The following is a 19,470-nucleotide window of genomic DNA, read 5'->3' as shown; positions in this document are numbered from 1 at the left end:
GAGGAGAAGGCGGCGAGGAGCTGTCAGTTGTTGCCAGCTGCAGCCGGGAGAAGCGGGTGCCCGGTCGACGCAACTCAGCGGCTGTCGCAGGCTGTCGGGTGGAGCAAATGCTTAGGCATCGCTGTTGAGAGGCTGGTGGCGTTGCTCGGCATATGCTTTGAGTGAGCGCATGGTTCGAGGAAGTCCCTGGCGAACCTGCTTGGCAACGCCTGGCCCGAACAGAAAGGCAAGGGCTCCCGTGAACCACACGCGGTGGGCGACTTCCGAGCCCCCGGCGACCGGAGAAACCGTGTGCTCAAAGTGCATGCGAAACAGCGGTATGTAGCCCTCTACGGTGAACGAGCGGCCCTCGGTCCGCTCTGTGACCGCCATCGGCACGCCCATGCCTTTGCTGGGAGTTATCCGGCCTTTGGTTCCCACGGCGAATGGCCCATGGAGACGGGCTTGTTTTGTGTCCGGGTCCCAGAGATGCCATTGCTCGACCTCACTCCAAATATGGTCGATGACCGTGGGGGGGACGGCGATGTGGATACGTTCTTCGATATGCATAGGATGGCCGAGTGAATGCATGCCAAGCGTACAGGCATTTAGATGTTTGGACTCGTCTGCATCCCCGGGTGCTGGGAAGGCTTGCTCCATCTGCGCTGAATCGACTTCTTGTGGCCGCTCTTCCCATGGGAGGCCGGTGCGCATCATGAACACGAGCGCATCATGAACACGATGCCCTTGCGTGTGAGCCCGTCGCTCAGGTGAGGCCGCCTGCCTTTGCTGGATGGTCGCACCACGGAAAGTAGCGACTCCAGATTTTTGTACGGCACAGAACGGGTGTTGGGTGCTTGCTGGAACCCATGCCGTATTCCATGCGGTGCCCAACTTGGCCGGCGATATCGGTTTTTTAGCCGCTCCAATTTTCGCTGCATCGTTTTTGCTGCCTTCTCTCGCTCTTGCACCGTGGTGCTCGCGGGCAGGGGAGGGGCGTAGCTGGCACGGCGAGGCAGCCCCGGTATGGGCCACGCTGCTTGGGGAGGTCTGTGGGTGGGGCGGCGCCGGCCATGGTCAAAAGTGGCCGGCGCGCCCATCTCAATAGGCAGCCGCTTCGAGCGAAGGGCTACCGTTATGCATCAACAAGCCGGCTCAGCTTTTGACCACAAATGGATCGCGCTCATCGTTGGAGAAGTCGATCATCACATTCTTGGTGGTCAAGAACTCTGCCAGCCCGGCTTCCCCTCTTTCGCGGCCAAAACCGCTTTCCTTGGTGCCGCCAAAGGGGGCTTGTGCAGCGCTCACGCGGTAGGTGTTCACCCATACCGTGCCGGCCTTGATGGCGCGCGTCATGCGCATGGTGCGCGCAAGATCGTTGGTCCAGACCCCGGATGCCAGGCCGTAGCGTGTGCCGTTGGCGATGCGCACGGCATCTTCCTCGGTCTCAAACGGGATGATGCTGAGCACGGGGCCAAAGACTTCTTCCTGGGCAATGTCCATGGCGTTATCGACATCGGCAAAGATGGTCGGGCGCACGAAAAAGCCTTGATCCAGGCCCGGACCGGAAGCCCTGCTTCCCCCGGTGACGAGACGTGCGCCTTCTTCCATGGCAGCGGCGATCTTGCCCATGATCCGCAGGAACTGCGGCTCGTTGGCTACCGTGCCCATCTCGGTGGCGAGCTCGAGCGGATTGCCCAGGCGAATGGCTTCGGCGCGCTGCTTCAATGCCTCGACGACCTGTGGGTAGACCGTTTTTTGGACCAGAAGGCGTGAGCCCGCAATACAGGTCTGGCCCGTTGCCGCAAAGATGCCCGCCAGCGCACCCACGGTGGCACGCTGGAGGTTGGCGTCTTCAAAGATGATGTTGGGAGACTTGCCGCCCAATTCCAGGGTCACGGGCACCAGATTTCGCCCTGCTGTGGCGGCAATGCTTTTGCCTACCTCAGGGCTGCCGGTGAAGCTGATCCGATCCAGGTCGCGGCTTCCCACCAGTGCCTGGCCGACGCGGTAGTCGCCCGTGACCACGTTGATGACTCCCTTGGGGAAGCCTGCCTTCTCAAGCAGGCGGCAGAACTCCAGCGTGGTGGCCGAGGCATGTTCCGACGGCTTGACCACCACCGTGTTGCCCGCCGCCAAGGCGGGTGCGAGCTTGTTGGACAGCAGCAGCAGGGGCGAATTCCAGGGGGTGATCAGAGCGACGACGCCCAGCGGCTCGTTGCTGACATAGTCAAACACATCGCGCTGATCCAGGGGAATGACCTGGCCCCAGAGCTTGTCCGCGTAACCTGCATAAAACCGGTATTGCCGAGCGGCCAGGCTCATCTGCACCCGTGTTTCTCGAATCACCTTGCCGTTGTCGGTGGACTCCAGCCGGCTGAACTCGTCGGCCGACTCCTCCAGCAGGTCCGCGAGCCGGAACAGGAGACGCGCGCGCTCTAGTCCGGTGGTCTGCTTCCAGCCATGCTCGAAGGCATGGCGCGCGGCCTTGATGGCGGCGCTCACCTGTTCGGTGCTGGCTTGCGGGATGGTGGTCCATGCCTGTCCCGTGTAGGGGTTGATGGCGTCGAAGCGTTCCTCGGCTTCGACCCATTCTCCAGCGATATACAAACCGTTTTTCATATCCTGCTCTCCTTTAGATTGGGCGTATGGATTCTTCAAATATGGGCGGTGAGATCAGCTGCGCTGGGGGCCTTGGCGCATGACGGCCAGCAGGCTCTCCGATGATTTCCAGACATGCTGCTCGGCCAGTGCCTGGGCCGTTTGGGCATCACGGCTGCGGATGGCGCTGAGGATGTGGCGCTTTTCCTCCACGCTCTTGGAGGAGCGTGAACCATGGGACAGTGAGAGCCGGCGCAGTCTGGCGAGGCGGTTGCGCTGCGAGGTGAGGTAGTCCGCCATCAAGGTGTTGCCCGCTCCTTCCAGGAGGACTTCGTAAAACGCTTCGATCGTCTCGATCTGCGCTTCGACATCGCCTGAAGCCTGGGCCGCGTGCATCGCGGTCAGCGTGGCGTCCAGCGCGGCCATCTGTTCTGCGGTGGCGCGCTCTGCGCACAGGGCGGCCACGCGGCCTTCGATGGCTGCACGCATCTCGAAGATCTGGCGAATGCTGTCTTCATCGATGACGGCAACCGTGGGCCCCTTGTAGGGCACCTTGGTGATCCAGCCCTCGGCCTCCAGCTGCCCCAGGCATTCGCGCACGATGGAGCGGCTGACATCCAGAAGCTCGCAGAGCTTGCGCTCCACCAAGCGAGAGCCTGGGGGCAACTGCCCCTCCACGATGGCGCGCTTCAGCTTCTCCAAGGCCTGCTGCCGTAGCGTGGGGAAGCTGCGCTCAACGGCCATGCTGTCTCGCAGGCTTTCCGCGTTCGCCGGTTGGAGCTTGTCTGTTTTGGAGACCTTGGGGTGCATGGGCTGTGTCATATCGCTTGCCAATTTTTGTTGATTGTCAGATGGTATACCAAAAATAACAAAGAACGAAACCTTTGGCGGTGCGGCCGCATGGATTGCTCGCCCATGGCTTCCCAGCGCGCAGCGGCGGGTGTCGCGCTGCGCGTGGACACGCTCTAAAGCGGTGCCCGGTCTATCTGGGACAAGGCCTGGTTGACCTGGAAAATCTTGCCGTTCACCGAGGGCACACCAAAGCCTTTGAGGCGCAGGGTGTGCATGGACAGATAGGCCTGGGCCGTTGGTAAATCCTGGAACAGGTAGACGCCACCGGCTTCTTCGGTAGCGGGGTTCTCGGTCCAGAGCTTCCAGATCAAGCCGGGTTCGTTGGCAATGGATTCGGCCAGGCCACGCATGGTGGCCGTCATGGCATCGCCCCAAGGACCTTGGTAGGGGAAGTCGACTTGCAGCAGATAAGGCATTTTTTTCCTCAAGAGGTGGCAGTGGCATCGCCCAACAGCGATTCCAGTTTTTCCATCAATGCGGTGCCCGTCGTGTGGCCCGAGGCCAGCAGACGCATCTCACCGCCTCTGTCCAGCAAGATGCTGGGAAACCCCCTGATGCCCCAGCTCCGGCAGCGCTGGAATTCCTCCAGGGTGGCGGCCTGGGCTTGCGGGGACAGAAAGTGCTGGAGAAATTCCGCATAGGGCACACCGGCCTGTGTGCACAGCGGGCGATAGAACGCGGCTTGCTTGGGGTCGGCACCATCTACATAGAACTGTTTTTGTATGCCGGAGAAAAAGGCCAGCACGGCCTGGCTGGCGTCTTTGCGCTCTGCCAGCAGCTGCGACATGGCCACGACGGCGCGGCAGGCCGGCTCGGTGTCGTAATGGAACGCGGCCTCATCCAGCAGGGTAAATCCAAATGGCTGGCCCGTGACGCGCTGGATGGTCTCCCACTCATGGCGCAAAAACGCCTTGAAGGGCGCGTTCCATGCATCTCCGCCGCCAGCACGTAGGCCTCCCACATGCACGCTGAAGTCGATGTGGTGGTCCTTGCAGTAGGCCGCCAGCGCTTGCAGAGCGGGGGAGATGCCCCAGCACCAGGAGCACATGGGGTCGCCAATGTAGCGGACCGTGGGGACCGTCATCGCCTCCGGGCGCAGTGGGGATGGAGGGGTGGATGGATCGGGGAGTTTGCACACCCCTGTTTTCGCATCGCAGTTCAACATGGTTCAGGCCTCGCATCAGTGGGTTGATCGTCTTGGTGAGGGTAGTTGCATTGGATTTTTAGATAAATGCCAAACTGCAGGAATCACTGTTCAACTATTGCGAACAAATGGACAAGCTCAGTGCAATGAAAAGCTTTGTGGCTGTGGTGGACGCTGGCAGCTTCACGCGGTCTGCTGAATTGCAGGCACTGCCCAAGGCGCGGGTCTCACAGCGTATTTCAGACCTGGAGGCCGCATTGGGCGTTCGGCTGCTGCATCGCAGCACGAGAGCCTTGCGCCTGACCAGGGATGGCGAGGTGTATCTGGAGCGCTGCCGCCAGATTCTGCAGGACATTGACGAGGTGGAAGATGCCCTCAAGGGCAGCGCGAGTGCGCCTGCGGGCAGCATCCATGTGGACGTGCTGAGCTCGATTGCCCGCTGGGTGATTGGGCCCAGGCTGCACGAGTTCCAGCGGCTGTTCCCGAACCTGGCCCTGCGTTTGGGCAGCAGCGACCGTGTCAGCAACCTGCTGGAGGAAGGCATTGACTGCGCCATCCGCGGGGGAAGCCTGGAAGACTCGGCCATGGTGGCAAGGCATGTGGCGGATGTGACGATTGGTCTTTATGCCGCCCCAGGCTATCTGAAAGCGGCCGCGCCGCTGCAAGCGCCCGAAGATTTGTGGAAGCACCGCCGCATGACATGGTTCAGTCCCCGGGGTGGCGGCAGACTGGCCTGGCAGCTTGAAAATGGTGGGCAGTGCATACCGTTTCAGGAGGCGGAGGCGCTGCAGTTTGAAGACCCTGATGTGGCCATCGCGGCCTGCGTGGCTGGGGCGGGCGTCTGCCCCGCAGCGCCGTTTGCCGTAGAGGCTTATGTGCGCTCTGGCCTGCTCATGCCCGTGCTGCCGCAGTGGCATTGGAAGCCTCGGCCCATCCATATCGTCTATCCCACCCGAAAGCACCTTTCCACCAAGGTTCGGTGCTTTGTCGACTGGTCGCATGCGCTGATGGTGAAGCACGAGGCCTTGCACCTCACGCCCATGGCGCTGGCACAGAAGTACCAAGGACATGAAGTGGGATAGACCGGCCGCTGGGCTTGGCCCGAGGGCCGCATATATCCCGGCCTACTTCTGTGCCTATTTGCCTTTGCTACGCAGCGATGTGGGGGCTGCGCGGCGTATTTCCGCGCTGATGTTTTGCAGGGTGGCAGAGCGTACGGCTGCATGCTGCCAGTACAGGTGTACGTCGAGCCACCGCTCCGGTGCAATGAGCGCAATGCTGCCTGCTGCCAGCGCGGGTTGCACCAGCGACTCGGGGGCCAGGCACCAGCCCAGGCCCAGTGCGGCGGCTTCCACAAACCCCGTGGCGGTCGGCAGATAGTGCATGGGTGGCGCAAGGCGGGCGCGGGTGACACGGCGCACAAAGCGCCATTGCAGCTCGTCCTTGCGGTTGAACACGATCATGGGTGCCAGGGCGAGCGAGGCCGCATCCACACCAGCCGGGAAGTAGCGCGTCACAAAGTCCGGTGCCGCGATGGCTTGGTAGCGCATGGCTCCCAATGCCTGCACTTCGCAGCCTTGCAGCGCCGCAGCTTCGGAGGTCACGGCGCCCAGCACCGAGCCGTCGCGCAGCAGATGCAAGGTGTGGTCCTGATCGTCCACCCGCACATCGAATAGATAACCGTATTGTCTGTTTAGCTGGGCGAGGGCGGGCAGAAACCAGGTGGCCAGCGAGTCGCTGTTGACAGCGATGGCAATCGGCCGGGCCAGGGCACTCAGGTTTTTTTCCGGCAGAAAGTCGGTCAAGGCCTCTGCTTCCAGCGTCTGCATGGGGCGCACCCGGCGCAGCAGCAGCTCGCCAGCAGGCGTGGGGCGGCAGGGCGGCTGGCGCACAACCAGCACCTGCCCCAGCCGGTCTTCCAGTGCCTTGATGCGTTGGGACACGGCGGAGGAGGTCACGGAAAGCCGGCGCCCTGCGGCCTCGAAGCTGCCTTCTTCCAGTACGGCCGCAAAGGCGGCCAGCTGTGGGTGGACCAAATCCATGGGATGGCGAAGATTAGATTTTCTTGACGACACAAAGAATTAATAGCTTTGCTTAACTCCATGCCGACCGCACCATAGCGCACTTTCTTGCACCCGTGGATCATCCAATGTTTCTTGCAGCCGCCTCTACCGGATTCGTGGCCGGAGCGGGCCTCATCATCGCCATCGGCGCACAAAACGCCTTTGTGTTGCGGCAGGGGCTGGAACGCAGCCATGTGGCTTTGGTGGTCATGGTCTGTGCGCTCAGCGATATTGCACTCATTCTCTGCGGCGTTGCCGGCGTGGGCGCCATGGTGCGCGAGTGGCCGGCGCTGTTACAGGCGCTGCGCTTTGGTGGTGCGATCTTCCTTGGGTGGTATGGCCTTCAGGCCGCACACAGGGCCTGGCGCGGTGCCGCCACCTTGGTGGTGGCGCAAGGCAAGGAGAGAAGCAGGCGTCGGGTGTTGCTGGCCTGCCTGGCATTCACCTTTCTGAACCCGCATGTGTATCTCGACACCATGGTTTTGCTGGGCAGCCTTTCCACGCGCTATCCGGGCATGGCGCAATGGGCATTTGGTCTGGGCGCCTGCGTAGCCAGCGTGACCTGGTTCTCTGTGCTGGGCTTTGGCGCTCGTTTTCTAGAGCCCGTTTTTCGCAAGCCCCTGGCCTGGCGTGCGCTGGATGGTGGCATTGCCATCTTCATGCTGGCCTTGTGCGCGCTGCTGTTGTTGCGGCCGCTGGACTGAAACACCCCCCTGAGGCACTTCGTGCCTTCCCCCCGCTCTCGCATCGCAAAGCGATGCGGGCAGGGGGACGCTGCCAGTGCGGCGGGGCGGCCCTTGCACGGGAGCCCTGGGCTGGGCTGCGCCAGTTCTGCGCGTAGTGCCCATGGGTTCTTCCCTCGCCCTTTCGGGCAGAGGGGTGGCTGAGAACGTGTTCAATGTCTCTACGCAGGCGCGTTGGAACGCAATCGGGATGAGTTCGAGCCGATGGGGCTTGCTTGCACGCGTGTGCAAGCAAGCCACAGTGCGAAGAAATCGCCCGATTTCGCTCCAACCCTTCGGGCCAGTGCCTTTGCGGGCGGCCTACTGTGTTGCGAATCCTCGCAATAGCGCGGCTATTGCTGCGGTATCGCGCCTTGTATCCCATTCCGCAAAGACGCTGGCGCGTCACGAGGAGACTTTGAACACGTTCTGAGGGGGCAGCGCGCGCTTTAACGCCGTTGCCCCGCCAGCCCGCGCACGATCGAGACCAACAGGTCGACCTCTTCAAAGGTGTTGTAGAAGGCCAGCGAAGGCCGCACCGCGCTTTCCACGCCATAGCGGCGCAGAATGGGCTGGGCGCAGTGGTGGCCGGTGCGCACGGCAATGCCCTCCGCGTTCAGCGCCTTGCCCACTTCGTCGGTGGTATAGCCCTCCAGGGTAAAGGACAGCACGCTGGCCTTGCCCGGCACCGTACCTATCAGGCGCAGGCCGGGAATCTGGGCCAACTGCTGCATGCCGTAGTCCACCAGCGCATGCTCGTAGCGGCTGATGTTGTCTATGCCGATGCGCTCCACATATTCCAGCGCCGCTCCCAGCCCCACGGCGTCGGCAATATTGCCGGTGCCGGCCTCGAAACGGTTGGGCAGGGGCTGGAACACGGTTTTCTCGAAGGTGACGTCGGCAATCATATTGCCGCCGCCTTGCCAGGGCGGCATGGCCTCCAGCAGCGCGCGGCGGCCCCAGAGGGCTCCGATGCCGGTGGGTGCAAAGATCTTGTGGCCGGAGAAGACAAAAAAGTCGGCGCCGATGTCCTGCACATCCACCGGCGTGTGGGCAATGGACTGGGCGCCGTCGACCAGGGTCACAATGCCGTGGCGCTTGGCGATGTCAACCACCTGCTTGACAGGCACCACCGTGCCCAGCACGTTGGAGACATGGGTAATGGCGACGATTTTGGTGCGCTCGTTGATCAGCTTTTGGTATTCCTCCAGCAGGATCTGGCCCTGATCGTCCACGGGAATCACGCGCAGCTTGGCGCCCTTGGCAGCGGCCAGCTGCTGCCAGGGAACGATGTTGGCGTGGTGCTCCAGATGGCTGACGATGACTTCATCGCCCGTGCCCACGTTCTGTCCGCCCCAGCTTTGGGCCACCAGGTTGATGGCTTCGGTCGTGCCGCGCACAAAAATGACTTCATTCACATCGGGGGCGTTGATGAAACGGCGCACCACCTCGCGCGCATGCTCATAGGCATCGGTGGCGCGGGCCGCCAGCGCGTGGGCGGCCCGGTGGATGTTGGAGTTTTCGTGCTCGTAGAACTGGCGCAGGCGCTCTATCACCTGGCGCGGCTTGTGCGTGGTGGCTGCGTTGTCCAGCCAGACCAGCTGTTTGCCGTGGATGCGCTCTTGCAGAATGGGAAAGTCGCGGCGCACGGCCTGCACGTCAAAGGCCGGGTGGCGGTCGCCGGCCCCATCGAGCGCTGGTACGCGCGCGCCCGCTGTGGCAGGCGTTACATGGCCGCCGGGCAGTTGCACGGCATCGACAAAGTAGAACTGCGGGGCGGTTGGGCTGGCCGCAGGGGCACCAGAAGGGCTGCGATTGCCTGGCAGACCTGGGGCATGCAATGGCGGAACCCCGGGCGGCTGACCCACCAGCGCAGCAAGCGCCTGGCTGCTGAGCGCGTCCAGCCCTGTGGTGGATGGACGCTCGCTGGACTGCGGGTTGGCGAAGTAATAGGGCGAAGAAATGGGCGAAGCTGTGGGCGGCGATGCGGGTGATGCGGATACCGGAGGCGCCGAGCTGTCTGAGGGCGGTTGCACCGCGCTCTGTGCCGTGGCTGCATGGGCCTGGGGTACCCCCGCAGCCAGGCTGAGCAACTGGGGCTCGTAAGCAGGCAAGGCGGTATGGGCCACATCGGGCACGCCATTGCCGGCCGTGGCCTTGGGTTGGCCGGTCGGTACACGGTTGGCGAGCGCCAGGACCTCTGAGGGATGGCTGGGTAGCAAATTGCTGCCGGGGGCCTGGCCTAGGGGCAGTGGTGTGCCAGGCAGATTGGGTGAAAGCCCCACGGGACTGGCCAGGGGCGAGCCCGGTGGTGCCGGGTTACTGGGAGGCTGTACACCCAGCGGCAAACGGGTGCTGCGTGTACCGGCGCTGGAAGGGGCCGGCAGCGCTGGGGCTGCAGCACTGCCCGCGCTTGACTGCGGGCCCGCAGGCGAGGCTGCCTCGCCTGGCAGCGCACGGAAGAACGCAGAGGCCAGTTGGGCGAGCGCCGCCGTATCGATGGGGCTGCTGTGCAGGCCTTGGGGCGCAGCGGGCAGCGTGGGTTGGGCAGTGGTGGAAGTCACAAGGTGCTCCCCGCTTTACTTGTAGCTGTCCAGCGCCGCGTAGTCGTGGTATTTGTTGATCTCCACGTCGTCGAGCACGGCGAGCGCATCGGGAGTGAGTACGGCCAGCGAGCAGTACAGCGAGATCAGGTAGGAGGCGATGGCGTGGCTGTTGATGCCCATGAAGCGCACCGAAAGGCCAGGGCTTTGTTCGCCGGGCAGGCCGGGCTGGAACAGGCCGACCACGCCCTGGCGACGGTCGCCCACGCGCAGCAGCAGGATTTTGCTCTTGCCATCGGCCACAGGCACCTTGTCCGAAGGAATCAGCGGCACACCACGCCAGGTGATGAACTGCGAGCCGAACAGGCTGACGGTGGGCGGGGGGGTGCCACGGCGCGTGGCCTCGCGGCCAAAGGCCGCAATGGTGAGCGGGTGGGCCAGGAAGAAGGCCGGCTCTTTCCAGACCTTGGTGAGCAGCTCGTCCAGATCGTCGGGGGTGGGGGCGCCGGTCAAGGGGAAGATGCGCTGCTCCTCCGCAACCTGGGCCAGCAGGCCGTAGTCGGGGTTGTTGATGAGCTCGCTTTCCTGGTTCTCCTTGATGGTTTCAATGGTCAGGCGCAGCTGCTCCTTGATCTGGTCATGCGGGCTGCTGTAGAGGTCGGAGATGCGGGTGTGCACGTCCAGCACGGTGGAGACGGCGTTGAGGAAATATTCGCGCGGGTTTTCGTCATAGTCGACATAGGTGCGCGGCAGCTGGTTCTCGGACTCCTTGGCGGTGCAGGTGACTTGGATGGCCTCGGGATGCTTGACCTGGTTGACGCGGTAAATGCCGGCCTCCACAGGGGCCCATTGCAGCAGATGGGTGAGCCAGCGCGGGCTGATGGTGGCCAGCTGGGGTGCGGTCTTGGTGGCATTGGCGAGCTGGCGTGCAGCGCTGTCGCTCAGTGTGTGGGTACCGCTTGCAGGTGCTGTCATGGGTCATCCTCTGGGTGAGTGTTGAGGGAAAACGAGGTAGGTCCCAGTGTTCAATGCAGGCCCTTGGGCCTCAACCGGCTATAGCCACCAAGTGCTGGAGCTGGCTTTGGCGCAGGGTATGGATGTGCTCTGCATGGATCAGCAGTTCGGAAGCGCTGATCAGCAGCGCCAGGGCCAGTTTGTGCAGCGTGACCAGCGAGGGCGCGACCTTGCCGCGCTCGATTTCCCCGACATAGGAGCGGTTGAGGTTGGATTGGGCGGCCAACTGCTCTTGCGACCAGTTGCGGGCCTCGCGTAGCTGGCGTACGGCCAGACCGAAATCCTGGATAAAGCGCTGAGACAGCATGTCAGCTCGCCACGGGGGCGCTGAAGTCCGGCTGCGCCGCGGCGTTGCCGTAGGCCTGATGCAGGGTCAGGTGCTGCGGGGCCTGTTGCACATTGGCGCTGGCCTGGCTGACATGGGTGCCGGGGGGCACGTCACCGGTGATCCAGACATTGCCGCCTATGACGGCGCCCCGGCCCAGGGTGACCCGGCCAAGGATGGTGGCGCCTGCGTAAATCACCACATCGTCTTGGACGATGGGGTGGCGAGCCCAGCCCTTTTGCAAATGGCCTTGTGCGTCTTTGGGGAAGCGCTTGGCACCCAGCGTCACGGCCTGGTAGATGCGCACATTGCTGCCGATGATGGCCGTTTCTCCGATCACGACGCCTGTACCGTGGTCGATAAAAAAACCTGGGCCAATTTGCGCGCCGGGGTGGATGTCTATCCCCGTCTGGCCATGGGCCTGCTCGGAGATGATGCGCGCCAGCAGAGGCAGCTTCAGCTGGTAGAGGGCGTGGGCAATACGGTGGTGTATGAGCGCCAGCACGCCGGGATAGCTGAGGACGATTTCATCCACGCTGTGTGCAGCCGGATCGCCGTGGAAAGCGGCCTGCACATCGCTGTCCAGCAACTGGCGCAGCGCGGGAAGGCTTTGGGCAAAAGTGTATACGGTCTGGGTGGCCTGGGCTTCGAAGTCGGCGGAGGTGTCTTGGCTGCGATGGCGATAGTGCAGCTCGATCTGTGCCTGGGCTTGCAGCGTTCGCAATGCCTGATCCAGGGTGTGCCCCACATAGAAGTCTTCGCCGGACTGGTGCAAATCTGCGGGCCCCAGACGCAAGGGGTAAAGCACGCCCTTGAGGTCTGTCATGGCCTTGGCAATGGCTTCGCAGGAGGGGAACTCGCGGTGGCTGGTTTCCGTGCGATTTTGCTGCTCGCGCCAGTGGTCGCGTACCTGGCGCAGCTGCTGGACGATGGGGTAAATGTCGAAACTCATGCTGTGACTAGTCCTGCACCCAGGGAAGGCTGTAGAAGCGCCAGCCGTTGAAGTGACCGCGCTGCTGTTGTGCGTCCAGGTCGCCTTCGAAGCCTTCGCTGATGTGGAAGACCTGGGGGATGCCGGCCTTGGTCGCCTCCTGCGCTGCCAGGGCCGAGCGTTTGCCACTGCGGCACAGCAGCAGCACGGCCGGAGGTTGTTGTTCCTGCGTCAGTACTTGCTTGGCGAGCAGGGCTGCCAGCTCGCGTGCAAAGCGCGGATTGCGGTTCAGCGCCGTGCCCGTAGCCCAGGCCACATGCAGACTGCCTGGTATGTGGCCGACGAATTTGCGCTCCTCCGTGGAGCGCACATCGACAATCAGGGCCAGGCCTTGCTGTGCCAGCTGCCAGGCTTGCTGCGGTGGCACGCTGCCGGCGTAGGCCAAGCTCTGTTGCCGGGCCTGTGCAGATGCCTGCTCCAGAACGGGGGGGAGGACATGCGATGCGATGGTGGTTGCGGTCATGCTGCAGTTTTCCTATGGGACGCCACCACCCGCTGGTGGCGATAGCCGCCATGGTGCAGCGAGAGTGGGCGCTACCCCAATGAAGAAAAACGCATGACGATGTGCAAAAAAAAGATGTGAGCATTGCGTGCGCCTTGTGCTGTGTTCACGTCGCTGGCATTCAAGCCGTCGTGCATGCAGGCTAATGCCGCACTGCCCATGACCCCGTGCGCAAATGTGCAAATGTGCAAGGAAAATAATTGGGTGCCGCGGATGCTTAGTTAAAAGCAATGCCAGTGTTCACCAAGGAAAACGGTGTGCTGGTGAAGGCCTGGTATGAGGCTGGATGGGGGCCTGCACAGGTGGCAGCAGGCTGGATTGCCGTGGCAGTGCAGGCCACGGCGGCCGGGCTGCAGCAAAGCCCAAAGCGCATGGCGCACAGGTGATGCGCGGGCAAGACCTGTTGCATTTATTGGCTGAACAGTTGGCGCGACCCCCACCCAGGCGCTGCCGTGTGGATACTCTGCCAGGGCCCAAGCCACCCACCTGTGCCGGGCAGCGTATGAAAAAAGCCCTGTGGAAGTACCACAGGGCTTTTTGGGGGCTGCGCGCTCAGGGAAAGGACGGGCTCTTGGGGGCCGGCGCGGGCTCGGCCGTTGGTGTGGGTGGCACAGGCGTTGGTTGATGCAGCTTGCTGGGTGGCAGCTCGGTGCCGGCACGCCAGCGGCGCACCACGCGCTGGAAGATCAGCGCATTGGGGATCTGCAGCAGGGTGCCGGGTTCGGGAGCTGTGCTGTCCTCCAGCGTGGTGTAGAGCAGGTTGATGTCGACCACCTTGCCCACAGCACCTTGTTTTTCTGCGGTGTCCAGCACCTCGATGTGATCACCCACGCGGAAGGGGCCAACGGTGAAGATCAGAAAGGCGCAAAACAGATTGGACAGCACGCTCCAGGCCGCAAAAAAGGCCACGGCGCCCACGGTGGCAAAGCCGGTGAAGGCCGTCCACAACACGCTGGCGGAGAAACCCAGCCGCTCCAGTGTCAGCAGCAGCGCGCTGACGATGAGCAGCCAGCGCACCACGGTGTTGATGGGCATCAGCAGCTCATGGGGGAACTGGTAGTGGTCGCTGGCGCGCAGGATCAGGCGTTTGAGCAGACGGTGCAGCAGCCAGGTGACGACGATGATCAGCGCGATTTGGAGCAGAGGGACGACGATGTCCAGCCAGTCCTGCATCCAGGTGGGCAGCTGGTTGGGAAGTTGCTTCAAGCGTTGCAGCAGGGTCACGAAGAGGGGAGCCTTTCTTACCAAAAAAACAGGGCACCGCAGCGGTGCCCTGGACGGGGTGACGGCAGCATGCCAGTCACTCGGCGCATGGGAGGTTGTCGCTGCGGTATGGCAGCGATCATAAACACGCGCTCAATTGCGGCGCTGTTCAATGGTATCCATCTGCATTTCGAAGCTGAAAAACCGGTTGCGGCCCTGGGCCTTGGCGGCATACAGCGCTTCATCGGCGCGCATCAGCATGCTTTCGGCACTGGTGCTGGCGTCCGGTATGCAGGTGGTGATGCCGCCCGACAGCGACAGCACCGTGCCAATGGGTGAGTCGGGATGGGGAATGCCCCGCTGCTGCAGCATGCTGCCCAGGGCGCGGGCAAAGGTCATGGCGCCCGAGCGTGGGGTGTTGGGCAGGATCAGTGCGAACTCCTCACCGCCATAGCGCGAGGCCACATCGCGCGGGCGCACACAGACTTCCTTGAGCAGACGGCCCACTTCGCGCAGGCAGATATCGCCTTGCACATGGCCGGCGGTGTCGTTGAAGCGCTTGAAATGGTCCAGGTCGCAGAGCATCAAGGTCAGTGGCTGCTGCTCGCGGCGTGCGGCCTCGATCTCGGAGTGCAGGATGCGGTCAAAGCCGCGGCGGTTGACCAGGCCGGTCAGGGCGTCGACCTCCACCATCTCGTTCAGGCGCTGGTTGGCCAGATGCAGCTCTGCCGAGAGGCTGACCAGGCGGCGGCGCATGTCCAGCAGGCGGCGCATGGCGCGCAGCTTGGCGATCAGCACAATGGGCTTGACGGGCTTGATCAGGTAGTCGTCGCCACCGGATTCGATGCCGCGCCAGATGTCCAGATCATTGTCCAGGCCCGAGAGGAAGATGATGGGAGTCCAGTCGCCGGTTTCGGCTTCACGCAGTTGCTGCGCCACCCAGTAGCCATCATGCGTGGGCAGGCGGATGTCCAGCAGCACCAGGTCCGGACGGCGGAGTTTGAACATCTGCACGGCAGAGGGCGCATCCGCAGCCTCCATCACCTCGGTGACGCCGGCATGGCGCAGTTCGTGGGTCAGTGAATGGCGGACCGATGCTTGATCGTCCACCACCAGCACCGTGAAGCTGTTGGTCAGAGGTGCCAAAGCGCCCGGTTGAGACAGGCTCGGGTTTAACGCTGTGGAAGAAGGCATCCGAGGGTCCTGTGTTTCCTGAAAAGCATCGCCGCCATCCGCACAAACAAAGGGCCGCGATGTGCGACCCAGTGTAGCGTTTCGTTACGCAGGCGGCCACCGCAGGCCGCTGAACGTGACAGTCCTCAGGTGTTTTGCTCGCGGCGCAGGGCCGGGAACAGAATCACGTCGCGGATGCTGGCGCTGTCGGTGAGCAGCATCATGAAACGGTCGATGCCGATGCCGCAGCCGCCGGTGGGTGGCATGCCGTATTCCAGGGCGCGCACAAAGTCGTGGTCGAAGTACATGGCCTCGTCGTCGCCGCCGTCCTTGGCATCGACCTGGGCGTTGAAGCGGGCGGCCTGGTCTTCGGCGTCGTTCAGCTCGGAGAAACCGTTGCCGAATTCGCGGCCGGTGATGTAGAGCTCAAAGCGCTCGGTCACCTCGGGGCGGTCGTCATTGGCGCGGGCCAGTGGCGAGATTTCGGTGGGGTGCTCCATGATGAAGGTGGGGTTCCACAGCTTTTCTTCCACCACTTCTTCGAAGTACAGCACCTGCAGGCTGGCCAGCGTGCGGGTGGACAGCTTGTCCTTGTCTTCCTTCATGCCCAGCTTCTTCAGGGCATTGGTCAGCCATTCGCGGTTGGCGACGTTCTCGCCGGCATCGGTGTATTTGACAATGGCCTCGGGAATGGTCAGGCGCTCGAAGGGAGCGGCCAGGTCCACAGGCTTGCCGCCATAGCTCAGCTGCAGCGTGCCCACGGCCTTCATGGCGGTGTCGCGGATGAGCTGCTCGGTGTAGTCCATGACGTCGCGGTAGTTCCAGTAGGCCGCGTAGAACTCCATCATGGTGAATTCGGGGTTGTGGCGGACCGAGATGCCTTCGTTGCGGAAGTTGCGGTTGATCTCGAACACGCGCTCAAAGCCGCCCACGATCAGGCGCTTCAAGTACAGCTCCGGCGCAATGCGCAGATACATCTCCTGGTCCAGCGCATTGTGGTGGGTGATGAAGGGCTTGGCATTGGCGCCACCGGGAATGGGGTGGAGCATGGGAGTTTCGACTTCCAGAAAGCCGTGTTCCACCATGAAGTCGCGCAGGCCGGAGACGGCCTTGCTGCGGGCCACGAAACGGGCGCGTGCGTCCTCGTTCATCATCAGGTCCACATAGCGTTGGCGGACCTTTTGCTCCAGGTCTGCCATGCCGTGGAACTTGTCGGGCATGGGGCGCAGGCTCTTGGTGAGCATGCGGATGCTGCTGGCCTTGATCGACAGCTCGCCGGTCTTGGTCTTCATCAGCTGGCCTTCGGCGGCAATGATGTCGCCCAGGTCCCACTTCTTGAAGTCGGCATAGACCTCTTCGCCCACGGCGTCGCGGGTCACATAGATCTGGATGCGGCCGGTGCTGTCCTGGATGGTGGCAAAGCTGGCCTTGCCCATCACGCGCTTGAGCATCATGCGACCGGCCACGCTGACGGTGGCGGCCGCTGCGTCCAGCGCTTCGGCTTCTTTCTCGGCGTGCTCGGCAATCAGGGCCGCAGCACGGTGCCCAGGCTTGAAGTCATTCGGGAAGGCGACACCACCCTGGGCTTTGACCTGCTCACGCAGGGCCTTGAGTTTTTCGCGGCGTTCGGCGATGAGCTTGTTTTCGTCCTGGGGTGCAGCCGCGTCGGCCGCAGAGGTATGGGTGGTGTCAGACATGAAAAAGCGCAGCCCAAAGGCTGTTGTTGCTGGTGTTGCAGATGCCAAAACCCAGCATTTTAAGTTTATTGCTCCAAAGCTGCGTGGCAGTGCGACATCTCCGCGCCAGGGCTTGTGCATGTGGGACATGTTGGCGGGCGGAAACGCGGGCGTGGATGCTGAAAAATCAGGAGCGTGTATTGCTGATGGCTGCTGAGTTTCAAAGCGAAATAGCTTCAAGACCAGCGTATCCACAGCACAGCCAGCTATGGTTTTGATGGGGCAGGCTGCAGCCTCAGAACACGATACCGGCGCGCTCCAGCACATCGCTGACCAGCTCCAGCCGCAGCAGCGGGCTGTCCAGCTCCAGCAATTGCTGCTTGAGTGTCAGCGGTATGGGCAGCAGCTCGCACCAGCGGTTGGCCACCCAGCCGCAGTCGCTCAGCTGCAGGGGCTGGGGCAGCTCGATGGCGGGGCCATGCATGCGGTCTTCCTGGGCCTGCTGGCGCTGGTGCAGATTGCGCAGCACCTGGGCCAGGGCCAGGCTGGTGGGGCGCAGGTCATCGGGCACGGCCACATGCTGGTCTACGGGGATGAGGGTCACATCGGCCACCCACAGGCCCAGGTGCAGCATTTGTTTGCGGTCCACATGGATGCGGGCATGGCCCTGGCACTGCACCTGCAGCAGATCGGGCTGGTGGCTGTCGAGCTGGGTGATTTGTGCCAGCGTGCCGATGGTGTGAAAAGTCTCGGAGGGGGAGTCTGGGCGGCGTACCTCGTCGCCCCCGGTCAAGGCCACCACGCCAAAGGGGGAACCTGCCTGGTGGCATTTGCGCACCATGTCCAGGTAACGCAGCTCAAACACCCGCAGAGGAAGCTGGCCGCCAGGGAACAGCACAGTGTTCAGCGGAAACAGTGGCAGCGAAGTCAAGGTCAGCGGGTGTGTCATGGGGGGACGCTTTCCATCGCTATCATCTTCCCATGGGGCCGGGTCGGCTGGCACAGCCCAGTTGTCTCAGCTTGTTACATCCAAACCCGCGTGTGGGGAAGGCCCATCCTGGTGGCTTTACATTCCCGCAGCATTTTTGCGGCACAACGCTATCCATGATCGAACAAATCCTGTCTTTTCTCCTTGAAGTGGTCGCCGGCCTGGTGTCGGGGGCCTGTTTGCTGCGCCTGTATATGCAGACGCAGCGCGTGCCGTTCTCCAACCCGGTGGGGCAACTGGTGTTCGCGCTGACGGACTGGCTGGTGATGCCGCTGCGCAAGCTGATCAAGCCCTCGGGCAAGTACGACCTGTCCAGCCTGGTGGGTGCCGTGTTGATCCAGTTGGTGCACTACCTGCTGCTGTGGGCCCTGGCCGGTGCTGCGGGCTCCGTGGTGCTGGTGCCGCTGCTGGCGCTGTTCGGCCTGCTGCGCATGGTGCTGACGGGTTTGATCGGTCTTCTGATCGTTTACGCCATTCTTTCCTGGGTGTCGCCGCATTCGCCCATTTATGGCGTGCTCTCCCGGCTGTGCGCGCCGGTGCTGCGGCCCTTGCAGCGCATCATCCCCTTGGTGGGTGGTGTGGACCTGTCCCCGCTGGCGGCCCTGGTGCTGCTGCAGGTGCTGCTGATGGTGCTGGCCCATCTGCAGTTCAGCGTGCTGGGTGGGGTGGTGGCCGGCATGAGTGTGATGTGAGGCTGCTCGTCTGCCGGGCATGAAAAAAGCGATCCCTCGGGATCGCTTTTTTTGTGGGGGGCTTGCTGCGAAGCTGGCGCTTATTCGGCGCTGTCCACCACGGCATCGGCCGGCAGGCGCTGCAGCATGGCCAGGCTGGTGGCGATGCGGCTACGCAGCTCGCGGCGGTCGACAATCATGTCAACGGCACCCTTGTCCCGCAGGAACTCGGAGCGCTGGAAGCCCTCGGGCAGCTTGACGCGCACCGTGGTTTCGATCACGCGGGGGCCGGCAAAGCCGACCAGTGCCTTGGGTTCGGCCATGACCACGTCACCCACAAAGGCGAAGCCAGCAGAGACGCCACCCATGGTGGGGTCGGTCAGCACGCTGATGTAGGGCAGTCCCTTCTTGGCCAGACGGGTCAGGGCAGCATTGGTCTTGGCCATCTGCATCAGGGACAGCAGGCCTTCTTGCATGCGGGCGCCACCGGTGGCGGTAAAGCACACAAAGGGCACTTTTTGCTCGATGGCGGTTTCCACACCGCGTACAAAGCGCTCGCCCACCACGGAGCCCATGGAGCCGCCCATGAATTCGAATTCAAAGCAGGCCACGACCAGCTCAATGCCCTTGACGGCACCGCCCATGACCACCAGGGCATCGGTTTCACCGGTGTTCTCCAGGGCCTCTTTCAAGCGCTGGGGGTATTTGCGGCTGTCCTGGAACTTCAGTGCGTCGACCGGGATGACTTCCTGGCCGATTTCATAGCGGCCTTCGGCATCCAGAAAATGGTTCAGGCGTGCGCGGGCACCCACGCGGTGATGGTGGCTGCAGGTGGGGCAGACGTTCTGGTTTTTTTCCAGATCGGCCTTGTACAGCACGGATTCGCAACTGGGGCACTTGATCCACAGGCCTTCGGGAATCTGCTGGTGGCGTTCCGTGGGCTTGGTTTGCTGGATGGTGGCGGGCAGGAGTTTTTCGAGCCAGGACATGGAGTCTTCCTTCTTTCAGGCAGGGTCACCGCAT

Annotated in this window: 21 protein-coding genes; 5 read left to right on the top strand and 16 right to left on the bottom strand. The window is 62.9% G+C overall.

The genetic code is table 11. The annotated features are described in order from the left end of the window. Window positions 1–111 precede the first annotated feature (111 nt). The 5 genes from ACA027_RS18200 to ACA027_RS18180 all read right to left on the bottom strand — a co-directional run bounded on the left by ACA027_RS18200 (window position 112) and on the right by ACA027_RS18180 (window position 4,516). On the bottom strand, window positions 112–549 hold the full coding sequence (locus tag ACA027_RS18200) for an SRPBCC family protein (protein WP_370679604.1): 438 nt from the start codon (window positions 547–549) through the stop codon (window positions 112–114). A 585-nt stretch (window positions 550–1,134) separates the two neighbouring features. After that, window positions 1,135–2,601 (bottom strand): aldehyde dehydrogenase, encoded by a 1,467-nt coding sequence (locus ACA027_RS18195; protein ID WP_370679603.1) that lies wholly within the window; start codon window positions 2,599–2,601, stop codon window positions 1,135–1,137. Window positions 2,602–2,655: 54 nt separating this feature from the next. Then, window positions 2,656–3,402, bottom strand: coding sequence for a GntR family transcriptional regulator (locus tag ACA027_RS18190; RefSeq protein ID WP_370679602.1), 747 nt, complete (start codon window positions 3,400–3,402; stop codon window positions 2,656–2,658). 143 nt (window positions 3,403–3,545) lie between these two features. After that, window positions 3,546–3,848 (bottom strand): monooxygenase, encoded by a 303-nt coding sequence (locus ACA027_RS18185; RefSeq protein WP_370679601.1) that lies wholly within the window; start codon window positions 3,846–3,848, stop codon window positions 3,546–3,548. 8 nt (window positions 3,849–3,856) lie between these two features. Next, window positions 3,857–4,516: a DsbA family protein gene (locus tag ACA027_RS18180; RefSeq protein WP_370679600.1), complete on the bottom strand. Its 660-nt coding sequence runs from the start codon at window positions 4,514–4,516 to the stop codon at window positions 3,857–3,859. A gap of 206 nt (window positions 4,517–4,722) precedes the next feature. On the opposite strand from ACA027_RS18180, the gene ACA027_RS18175 reads away from it, so the two are divergent. Then, entirely contained in the window at window positions 4,723–5,658 is a 936-nt protein-coding gene (locus ACA027_RS18175) for a LysR substrate-binding domain-containing protein (protein ID WP_370679599.1), read from the top strand. A gap of 54 nt (window positions 5,659–5,712) precedes the next feature. Here ACA027_RS18175 and ACA027_RS18170 read toward each other — a convergent pair whose 3' ends face one another. Then, a complete protein-coding gene (locus ACA027_RS18170) occupies window positions 5,713–6,618 on the bottom strand; it encodes a LysR family transcriptional regulator ArgP (RefSeq protein WP_370679598.1) in 906 nt (301 codons plus the stop codon). A 107-nt stretch (window positions 6,619–6,725) separates the two neighbouring features. On the opposite strand from ACA027_RS18170, the gene ACA027_RS18165 reads away from it, so the two are divergent. Beyond that, window positions 6,726–7,343, top strand: coding sequence for a LysE/ArgO family amino acid transporter (locus ACA027_RS18165; RefSeq protein WP_370679597.1), 618 nt, complete (start codon window positions 6,726–6,728; stop codon window positions 7,341–7,343). A 467-nt stretch (window positions 7,344–7,810) separates the two neighbouring features. Here ACA027_RS18165 and ACA027_RS18160 read toward each other — a convergent pair whose 3' ends face one another. From ACA027_RS18160 to ACA027_RS18140, 5 genes are all read right to left on the bottom strand, one after another. Next, on the bottom strand, window positions 7,811–9,925 hold the full coding sequence (locus ACA027_RS18160) for a family 2A encapsulin nanocompartment cargo protein cysteine desulfurase (RefSeq protein WP_370679596.1): 2,115 nt from the start codon (window positions 9,923–9,925) through the stop codon (window positions 7,811–7,813). Between the two features lie 15 nt (window positions 9,926–9,940). Continuing rightward, window positions 9,941–10,879 carry a family 2A encapsulin nanocompartment shell protein gene (locus ACA027_RS18155; protein WP_370679595.1) on the bottom strand — a complete coding sequence of 313 codons (939 nt, stop codon included), beginning with the start codon at window positions 10,877–10,879 and terminating at the stop codon, window positions 9,941–9,943. Between the two features lie 70 nt (window positions 10,880–10,949). After that, entirely contained in the window at window positions 10,950–11,225 is a 276-nt protein-coding gene (locus tag ACA027_RS18150) for a helix-turn-helix domain-containing protein (RefSeq protein WP_370679594.1), read from the bottom strand. A gap of 1 nt (window position 11,226) precedes the next feature. Then, window positions 11,227–12,195, bottom strand: a complete 969-nt coding sequence (gene epsC, locus ACA027_RS18145; protein ID WP_370679593.1) for a serine O-acetyltransferase EpsC — start codon at window positions 12,193–12,195, stop codon at window positions 11,227–11,229. Between the two features lie 7 nt (window positions 12,196–12,202). Continuing rightward, a complete protein-coding gene (locus tag ACA027_RS18140; RefSeq protein ID WP_370679592.1) occupies window positions 12,203–12,697 on the bottom strand; it encodes a rhodanese-like domain-containing protein in 495 nt (164 codons plus the stop codon). 269 nt (window positions 12,698–12,966) lie between these two features. On the opposite strand from ACA027_RS18140, the gene ACA027_RS18135 reads away from it, so the two are divergent. Then, window positions 12,967–13,122 carry a hypothetical protein gene (locus tag ACA027_RS18135; RefSeq protein ID WP_370679591.1) on the top strand — a complete coding sequence of 52 codons (156 nt, stop codon included), beginning with the start codon at window positions 12,967–12,969 and terminating at the stop codon, window positions 13,120–13,122. A 166-nt stretch (window positions 13,123–13,288) separates the two neighbouring features. Here ACA027_RS18135 and ACA027_RS18130 read toward each other — a convergent pair whose 3' ends face one another. From ACA027_RS18130 to lysS, 3 genes are all read right to left on the bottom strand, one after another. After that, entirely contained in the window at window positions 13,289–13,909 is a 621-nt protein-coding gene (locus ACA027_RS18130; RefSeq protein WP_370682623.1) for a mechanosensitive ion channel family protein, read from the bottom strand. A gap of 183 nt (window positions 13,910–14,092) precedes the next feature. Beyond that, the gene (locus tag ACA027_RS18125) at window positions 14,093–15,133 is read right to left on the bottom strand and encodes a diguanylate cyclase domain-containing protein (protein ID WP_370679590.1); all 1,041 of its coding nucleotides are present in this window, start codon (window positions 15,131–15,133) and stop codon (window positions 14,093–14,095) included. Window positions 15,134–15,258: 125 nt separating this feature from the next. Continuing rightward, window positions 15,259–16,809, bottom strand: a complete 1,551-nt coding sequence (gene lysS / locus ACA027_RS18120) for a lysine--tRNA ligase (RefSeq protein WP_370679589.1) — start codon at window positions 16,807–16,809, stop codon at window positions 15,259–15,261. Between lysS and ACA027_RS18115 the strand changes: the two genes are divergently transcribed. Next, window positions 16,808–17,005, top strand: a complete 198-nt coding sequence (locus ACA027_RS18115; RefSeq protein ID WP_370679588.1) for a hypothetical protein — start codon at window positions 16,808–16,810, stop codon at window positions 17,003–17,005. The two genes, lysS and ACA027_RS18115, sit on opposite strands and share 2 nt — an antisense overlap. Before the next feature lie 78 nt (window positions 17,006–17,083). Here the strand turns inward: ACA027_RS18115 and ACA027_RS18110 are convergent, their stop codons facing one another. After that, window positions 17,084–17,737, bottom strand: coding sequence for an LON peptidase substrate-binding domain-containing protein (locus tag ACA027_RS18110; RefSeq protein ID WP_370679587.1), 654 nt, complete (start codon window positions 17,735–17,737; stop codon window positions 17,084–17,086). Between the two features lie 155 nt (window positions 17,738–17,892). Here ACA027_RS18110 and ACA027_RS18105 point away from each other — a divergent pair, with 155 nt between their 5' ends. Next, a complete protein-coding gene (locus tag ACA027_RS18105) occupies window positions 17,893–18,468 on the top strand; it encodes a YggT family protein (RefSeq protein WP_370679586.1) in 576 nt (191 codons plus the stop codon). Between the two features lie 80 nt (window positions 18,469–18,548). Here ACA027_RS18105 and accD read toward each other — a convergent pair whose 3' ends face one another. Beyond that, window positions 18,549–19,436: an acetyl-CoA carboxylase, carboxyltransferase subunit beta gene (gene accD, locus ACA027_RS18100; RefSeq protein ID WP_370679585.1), complete on the bottom strand. Its 888-nt coding sequence runs from the start codon at window positions 19,434–19,436 to the stop codon at window positions 18,549–18,551. Window positions 19,437–19,470 lie beyond the last annotated feature (34 nt).

The sequence above is a fragment of the Comamonas sp. GB3 AK4-5 genome, from assembly GCF_041320665.1.
Lineage (GTDB): Bacteria > Pseudomonadota > Gammaproteobacteria > Burkholderiales > Burkholderiaceae_C > Comamonas.
The sequence above is the reverse complement of the archived record's forward strand: the minus strand, read 5'-3'. Positions and strand labels throughout refer to the sequence as shown.

Coding starts and splice junctions, on each gene's coding strand:
- lysS (WP_370679589.1), bottom strand. CDS start 16,809: ATGTCTGACACCACCCATACCTCTGCGGCCGACGCGGCTGCACCCCAG.
- ACA027_RS18155 (WP_370679595.1), bottom strand. CDS start 10,879: ATGACAGCACCTGCAAGCGGTACCCACACACTGAGCGACAGCGCTGCA.
- ACA027_RS18170 (WP_370679598.1), bottom strand. CDS start 6,618: ATGGATTTGGTCCACCCACAGCTGGCCGCCTTTGCGGCCGTACTGGAA.
- epsC (WP_370679593.1), bottom strand. CDS start 12,195: ATGAGTTTCGACATTTACCCCATCGTCCAGCAGCTGCGCCAGGTACGC.
- ACA027_RS18115 (WP_370679588.1), top strand. CDS start 16,808: ATGAAAAAGCGCAGCCCAAAGGCTGTTGTTGCTGGTGTTGCAGATGCC.
- ACA027_RS18195 (WP_370679603.1), bottom strand. CDS start 2,601: ATGAAAAACGGTTTGTATATCGCTGGAGAATGGGTCGAAGCCGAGGAA.
- ACA027_RS18130 (WP_370682623.1), bottom strand. CDS start 13,909: ATGCAGGACTGGCTGGACATCGTCGTCCCTCTGCTCCAAATCGCGCTG.
- ACA027_RS18200 (WP_370679604.1), bottom strand. CDS start 549: ATGCATATCGAAGAACGTATCCACATCGCCGTCCCCCCCACGGTCATC.
- ACA027_RS18140 (WP_370679592.1), bottom strand. CDS start 12,697: ATGACCGCAACCACCATCGCATCGCATGTCCTCCCCCCCGTTCTGGAG.
- ACA027_RS18175 (WP_370679599.1), top strand. CDS start 4,723: ATGAAAAGCTTTGTGGCTGTGGTGGACGCTGGCAGCTTCACGCGGTCT.
- ACA027_RS18105 (WP_370679586.1), top strand. CDS start 17,893: ATGATCGAACAAATCCTGTCTTTTCTCCTTGAAGTGGTCGCCGGCCTG.
- ACA027_RS18135 (WP_370679591.1), top strand. CDS start 12,967: ATGCCAGTGTTCACCAAGGAAAACGGTGTGCTGGTGAAGGCCTGGTAT.
- ACA027_RS18165 (WP_370679597.1), top strand. CDS start 6,726: ATGTTTCTTGCAGCCGCCTCTACCGGATTCGTGGCCGGAGCGGGCCTC.
- ACA027_RS18190 (WP_370679602.1), bottom strand. CDS start 3,402: ATGACACAGCCCATGCACCCCAAGGTCTCCAAAACAGACAAGCTCCAA.
- ACA027_RS18110 (WP_370679587.1), bottom strand. CDS start 17,737: ATGACACACCCGCTGACCTTGACTTCGCTGCCACTGTTTCCGCTGAAC.
- accD (WP_370679585.1), bottom strand. CDS start 19,436: ATGTCCTGGCTCGAAAAACTCCTGCCCGCCACCATCCAGCAAACCAAG.
- ACA027_RS18125 (WP_370679590.1), bottom strand. CDS start 15,133: ATGCCTTCTTCCACAGCGTTAAACCCGAGCCTGTCTCAACCGGGCGCT.
- ACA027_RS18180 (WP_370679600.1), bottom strand. CDS start 4,516: ATGACGGTCCCCACGGTCCGCTACATTGGCGACCCCATGTGCTCCTGG.
- ACA027_RS18150 (WP_370679594.1), bottom strand. CDS start 11,225: ATGCTGTCTCAGCGCTTTATCCAGGATTTCGGTCTGGCCGTACGCCAG.
- ACA027_RS18185 (WP_370679601.1), bottom strand. CDS start 3,848: ATGCCTTATCTGCTGCAAGTCGACTTCCCCTACCAAGGTCCTTGGGGC.